Source organism: Gemmatimonadetes bacterium SCN 70-22, from assembly GCA_001724275.1.
GTDB lineage: Bacteria > Gemmatimonadota > Gemmatimonadetes > Gemmatimonadales > Gemmatimonadaceae > SCN-70-22.
Map to the genome: position 1 here is coordinate 1 of MEDZ01000081.1, position 5,981 is coordinate 5,981.

Here is a 5,981-nt window from a genome sequence, read left to right on the forward strand (position 1 = left end):
GGCCCTTCATGCAACGATCACTCGATGCCGCGGCGCCGGCGATGACGGACGTGATTGTCGACGATCTGCGCGCGGCCGTGGCCACGGTCGCGGGGGGCATGGGCTGATGCATCGCATTCCGGTGTTCTGGCTGGAGCGGACGGACCTACAACGCCTGTGGCTGCGGCGGTATCGCTCCGACTGTCCGGCCCAGGTACCAACCAAGGGCTATTGCAACGCCATGGCGGTCAAGTACGACGCGATCGACGGGTCGCTCGCGTTCCATGGCGACGTGAATGGCGCCGGATGGGAAGCGAGGCCGGACGGCACCAGCGACCACTGGGCGAGCGTGCATGCCGACGATCCGCTGTGGCCGGATCGATGCGAGCGTTGCGGGCGGGCCTTCCACCCGACGGAAGACGTGAAGCAGCTCTTCGCGCACCCGCTCTACCGCGGCGCCCCCGACGGCAAGCTGTACACGCTCTATGACGCACCGGTCGGCGCGATGTGGGATGCACACCGGATGACGGACGCGTGGCGCGGCCCGGACGGGATCTGCCTGATGGTGAAGACCCCCGGCGGCGACTGGTTGGTCGATGGTCAGGCGTCCAACTGCACACGCCCGCAGGAAGTGTCGGTGCCACCACCGGAGGGGCGTGAGGGCACGGGCTGGTATCGGTTCGAGCGCTCGCACTACTGCTGGGTGCGACATGGCGATCCACGGCAGCCGGCGACGTTGCACGTCGACAAGAACGGCAACACCTGCCAGGCGGGCGCCGGGAGCATCGTCATCGGCGGCTGGCACGGCTTCTTGCATCACGGACACCTGACTCCCTGTTGACGTGATGCGCGGAGACCTCGCCACTCCACTCAGCGCGGCCGTCGTCGCCATCTTGTCCGCCGACGCCACGGTGCAGGCGCTGTGCGGGCGCGCGACGCGGCTCGTGGTGCCGTTCGAGGACGTGAACGACGCCGAGGACCCCGTCACCGAGATCCCGCTCCCGATCGTCGTGTACGCCTATGGCCAGGACACGGAGGTCGGGGGGATCGGTGACCAGCGCGAGGTCAGCCTCACGCTGGACGTGATCGCGGAGGGGAACGACGCGGCCCGTGTCATCAACCAGCTCTCGGCGCGGCTCCGGGACGTGCTGACGTGGAACGCCTTCCAGGCGCACGGCCTCGATGCCGTGGTCCGCGCGCCGGTGATCCGCGATGGCGCCGCCGCCGAGCCGGAGGCCACGCGCGGGCTCCGGATCATGCGGAACCTGTATACGATCTGGGCGACCGCTCCGGCCGCCTAACGCTATCACCCGCGCCGCACGCTCGCGCCGTCACCTCGGTACTCGAGGATCGCACTCATGGCGAGCGTGAAAGGGAAAGTCTACCAGCGCAACTCGCAGCTGCTCATCCATCGCGACAAGGCGTCGGGCGGCGTGACCACGCTCAACGCCGCCGTCGCCGCCGGGGTCAACTCCATCGACCTCGTCGCGAACCCCGGCACCGCGTTCGCCATCGGCAAGACCATCCGCGTCGGCGACGGCAACGAGATGGAGCTGAACCGCATCACCGGCATCACGGGCGCCGGGCCGTTCACGGCGACCCTCGCCTACAACACGACGCACGCCCACGCGGCCGGGGACGCGGTGGTCGAGATGGTGTCCTACGACTTCGGCGACATCGAGGCCGCGGGGTTCTCGGTCACGGTCGACGGCGAGTCGCAGGACGTGCTCGTCTCGACCAAGCGCCTGCCGTACACGATCCTCGACGGCTACAAGGATCTCGGTGGGAGCTTCGCCCTGCCCAACGTGTCGATCGACAACTTCCCGCTGGCGTTCGGGATGCTGGGCTCGGTCGTGAGCGGCGCGGGGACCGTCGCCGACCCCAAGGGGTTCGCCACCGACGGCAATCAGTTCGCCGCCGATCCCAACGTCGGCATCACCGTGATCGGCGTGCTGATGGACGGCACCGTCACGTACACCGAGCTCTGGGGCGTCGATGCCGACTACACGGGCATGTCGCTCGCCCTGGTGCGCGGCCAGCTCGCGTCGATCCCGGTGAAGGTCCTCGCCGCGGCGGGCGGTGTCACGGGCACGGGCGCGCCCGGCTACACGGTGGATGCGTCACTGCGTCCCACGAAGAACAAGGTGCTCACCGCGATCACCGAGGTGGGGATCTTCAGCGCGTCCGGCACGCTCAGCACCACCGTCGCGACGGCGGCGGCCGCTGCGGGCCAGAAGACGGTCGAGTGCGCGGCCGTCACGGGGGCAACCCCCGGCGATCTCGTCAAGATCGGGACGGGCGATCAGGCCGAGTGGCACGAGATCGACTCCGTGTCGGCGCCCAACCTCGTGCTGCGCACGCCGCTGTTTCGCACGCAGCCGGTGGGGACACCGGTGGTGGAGGCCGGACGCGTGTCGTTCGCCGGCGTGTCGCAGGAGGGCGTCAAGCTCGACGTGGGGGGCTCGGTCGACAAGATCCGCACCGCGATCAGCGCCACCTCGATCGGCTCGCGACCGGGGAGCGCGGTCATGACGCTCTCGTTCGCGACGATCGACATCACGCTCTCGCAGCTCGCGTACGCGCTCGGGATCTCGCAGGCCTCGATCGTGGCGAATCGCCTCCCGATGACGGGGGCGCTCGTCGGCCGGTCGCCGGTCGATGGCGCCTACCTCAAGGGGCTCTGCGCGGACGGCTCGACGTTCGAGATCCGGGCGTGGGCGTGCGCGCAGTCGATCACGCAGTTCGTCCTGCAGCTGACCAACCAGGGGACGATCCCGCAGGCGCCGTTCACCCTCCGCCCCACCAGCGGACTGCAGGTGCTCAACTACCAGTAGGCGTGCCACCCCGTTCCGCCCCGTTCCTCCGCGCTTCCCCCTTTCCCTGATGAGGCCCGATGGCCCGTACCCTCTCGACGCGCCCGCGACCCTCGCGGGCGCGTGTCGTTCCGGTCGCCTTCCTGCGCAGCGAGTGCGAGACCTTGGCGCGGACCGTGCAACACCTCCAGCTCGCACGCGACGAGGAGATCGCGCCGTACCGCCCAGGCGGCGCCGAGAATCCCGCCACCGACGCGTACGGCTGGCTCACGTACTACCGCCGCCTCCAACGGCTGCACGCCCGCATCGAGGCGCGCGGGGCATCGGGGGCCGCGCCGGCAGCCCCGGAAGCGGCGGCTGACGATGCGCTCGTCCTGGCCGCGTTGCGCGAGGAGCCGATCGCGGTCTCCCTCGTCACGCCGCCGTCGGAGGGCCCGGCGCTGCTGGTCGTGCGACCGCTGTCGGAGCATGCGCTGCGCCATCTCGACGCGCGGGACGACCTCCTCACCTGCCTCGCCCGGCACGCGCAGGCGCTGGCGGGCTCGGAGCGCCCGGACGACCTCGCCCTGCGGATGCAGATCCTCGACGAGGTCAGCTATCAGCGGGCCGTGTGCGTCTGGATCTGCACGAGCGAGACGGCCCCCCGGCTCCCCTTCGAGCCCGCCGTCACGCCGCGCCCCGAGGTCCCGGCGCTGTATCTCGCACTCCATGCCGTCGATTCGCTGCGCATCCAGGCAGCGCATCATCGCCTGCATGCCCTCGCCATCCAGACGCTGCGGCGCGTGGTGGATCTGGATGGCGAGGGGGAGCTCGCCAGCGGCACCTGGCGCACGTTCTTCTCGGGGCTGGCGCGCGACGCCCTCTGGACGGTCAGCGCCCAGCAGCTGATGCGGGATCGGGCGCTCGTGGGTCTCCTGGTCGCGCGGGCCGTGTCGGCCGACGCCGAGGCCAAGGCCTACGCCGCCGCCAAGGCGAAGGCCGCGGCGGAGGCGGAGCAGGAGCGCGCGGGACGTGTGCGGTAGGCGCGCGCGGCAGGCGGCAGTAGATTCGGCGCAGGTCCTCCCAGCTCCTCCCAACTTCTCGGCCCGTGCTGGCCCGTTCGTGTCTGCTCGCGTGACGGCGGATGGCGCAACAGGTCGAGATCGCCCAGCTGTACTACACGTTAGGCGCGCGCGCCGACGCGGGGACGCAGGCGGTCGTGGCCGAGCAGAGCACCGTGCTCGACCAGCTGGAGGAGCAGGCGCGGGCCGCCGGCGTCCCGGTGGGTGCGCTGCGGGCCGCCGTCGTGGAGCTGACCGACGAGGTCGAGCGCGAGCTCAAGGCCGCGGTGGCCGCGCTGGGCAAGCAGATGGATGCCTCGGGGATCTCGGCCGCCGTCCTCGCCAAGCAGACCGAGGCCGTGGCCGAGGCCTCGGCGGAATCCCTGGGTGCGCTGAGCGCGCAGGTGCGGCTCTACGGTCAGGGCGCGCAGATCGCGGGCACGCGGCAGCAGTCGCTCACGCAGCTCGCCGGCATCGAGCAGCTCCTCAAGGGGCGCCTCGACCAGGGGAACCTCTCCCTGGAGCAGCGCATCCGCCTCGAGGCCGTGCTCGCGCAGACGCAGGTGACGCTGGTCGGCGCCACGGCGCGCGCCACGAACGCCGTCACGGCGATGGGGCGCACGACGCAGGGCGCGGGCGAGTCCATCAAGGTGCTGGGGTCGCGCTGGTCGGGGACCGCGCTGCAGGTGGTGACGGCGGCCAGCTCGATCGTGCAATCCGGCAACGTGTCGGCCGGGAGCCTCAAGTCGGTGCTGCTGGGCGCCACATCGCTGGCGGGCTTCCTGGGCGCCGGCGGGGCCCTCGTCGTGGCCGCGGCGGTCGCGGCGAACGCCATCATCGGCGTCTTCACCAAGGCGCGCGAAGAGGCGCGGAAGACGGCGGACGAGACGCGGGAGGAGATCGCGCGGCTGCAGAATGCGGGGGACAGCGCCGCGCTCGTTCAGCGGGCGCAGACGCTCTTCGAGGGGACGGCGGCGGGCGGGTACAAGGACGGCATCCGGGCCCTGCGCGCGGAGCTCGCGGCGCTCGATCAGCAGATCGCCTCGGCGGGCGTGTTCGGGCAGCTGGACGCGAAGACCAAGGAGGAGCGCGCCCGCGTCGCCAAGACACTCCAGGGGCTCGAGGAGGACTTCGCGCGCACGCGGGAGGCGATCGAGAATCCCGCCCGCGCCGGGCGCGCTGGACCGCAGGCGATTCGCGTGACGGCCACGTCGCCCGAAGGCGATGCGGAGCGGCGCAAGCGTAGCGCAGACGCGACGGCGCAGGGCGCCGCGGCGTTCCGCGACGTCCGGCAGGCCGTGGAGGACCTCGTGGGGTCGGTGCGTGGGGGTGAGTCGGTGCTCACGGCCTTCGACCGCAAGGTGCGCGAGATCGAGGACGCCTTCGCGAAGCTCAAGAATCCGACCCGGGAGCAGGCAGCGGAGTTCGCGCAGCTGCAAGCCTCGGCGGCCGCGGCGCGCCAGACGCTGGCGACGATCACGGGGCGCCAGGCGGCCGCCGAGCTGCGGAAGATCGAAGCCGCGTTGACGCCGTCCGTCCTGGACGAGATGACGATCGCGACGCAGGAGCTCCGGGACCGCTTGATCGAGCTCAAGGCACCGCCGGAAGTGGCCCAGCGGATCCTCGAGCTGAAGCAGGCGCTCGACGACGCCAGCACCAGCGGAACGGCCCTCGACGAGCGGCTCGACGCGATCGCCACGTCAGGGGCAGGCCCGCTCCGGCAGATGATCGCCCTGGGCGAGCTCCGGCGCGAGAAGGAAGCGGAGTTACTCGGCCTCACCCAGAAGGGCGAGGCGGCGGACCGCCGGCGGGTCACGCTCAAGGCGCAGATCGCGAAGATCCAGGGGGAGGAGGCGAAGCTCGCGCACGATCAGGCGACGGCCGACGCGCGCACGGTCGAGCACGCGTCGCAGCTCCTCACGATCGTGCAGGACGTGGCGTCCGCGGCGTTCGGGATTGCGACCGCCTTCCTCGGCGCCGACGCGACGCTGACCAAGATGATCGGGAGCGCCGTGCAGGTGGCGTCGAGCCTCTCCCGCATCGGCGAGCTGGCCGACCAGGCGGGCGGCATCGGCAAGCTGTTCTCGTCCGGCGCCGGGATCGCCTCAGCGCTGCCCGCGATCGGCGGCGTCATTGGTGGCGTCGCGGG

The 5,981-nt window shown here is 71.5% G+C and carries 4 protein-coding genes and 1 pseudogene; all 5 read left to right on the forward strand.

The window, feature by feature from the left end; translation table 11 throughout:
- Nucleotides 1-106: 106 nt before the first annotated feature.
- The 5 genes and pseudogenes from ABS52_19550 to ABS52_19570 all read left to right on the forward strand — a co-directional run bounded on the left by ABS52_19550 (nucleotide 107) and on the right by ABS52_19570 (nucleotide 5,981).
- On the forward strand, nucleotides 107-820 hold the full coding sequence (locus ABS52_19550) for a hypothetical protein (protein ID ODS99807.1): 714 nt from the start codon (nucleotides 107-109) through the stop codon (nucleotides 818-820).
- 1 nt (nucleotide 821) lies between these two features.
- Entirely contained in the window at nucleotides 822-1,280 is a 459-nt protein-coding gene (locus ABS52_19555; GenBank protein ODS99808.1) for a hypothetical protein, read from the forward strand.
- A gap of 57 nt (nucleotides 1,281-1,337) precedes the next feature.
- Nucleotides 1,338-2,813 carry a hypothetical protein gene (locus ABS52_19560; protein ID ODS99809.1) on the forward strand — a complete coding sequence of 492 codons (1,476 nt, stop codon included), beginning with the start codon at nucleotides 1,338-1,340 and terminating at the stop codon, nucleotides 2,811-2,813.
- A 59-nt stretch (nucleotides 2,814-2,872) separates the two neighbouring features.
- Nucleotides 2,873-3,814, forward strand: coding sequence for a hypothetical protein (locus tag ABS52_19565; protein ODS99810.1), 942 nt, complete (start codon nucleotides 2,873-2,875; stop codon nucleotides 3,812-3,814).
- Nucleotides 3,815-3,915: 101 nt separating this feature from the next.
- A pseudogene (locus ABS52_19570) lies at nucleotides 3,916-5,981 on the forward strand (hypothetical protein).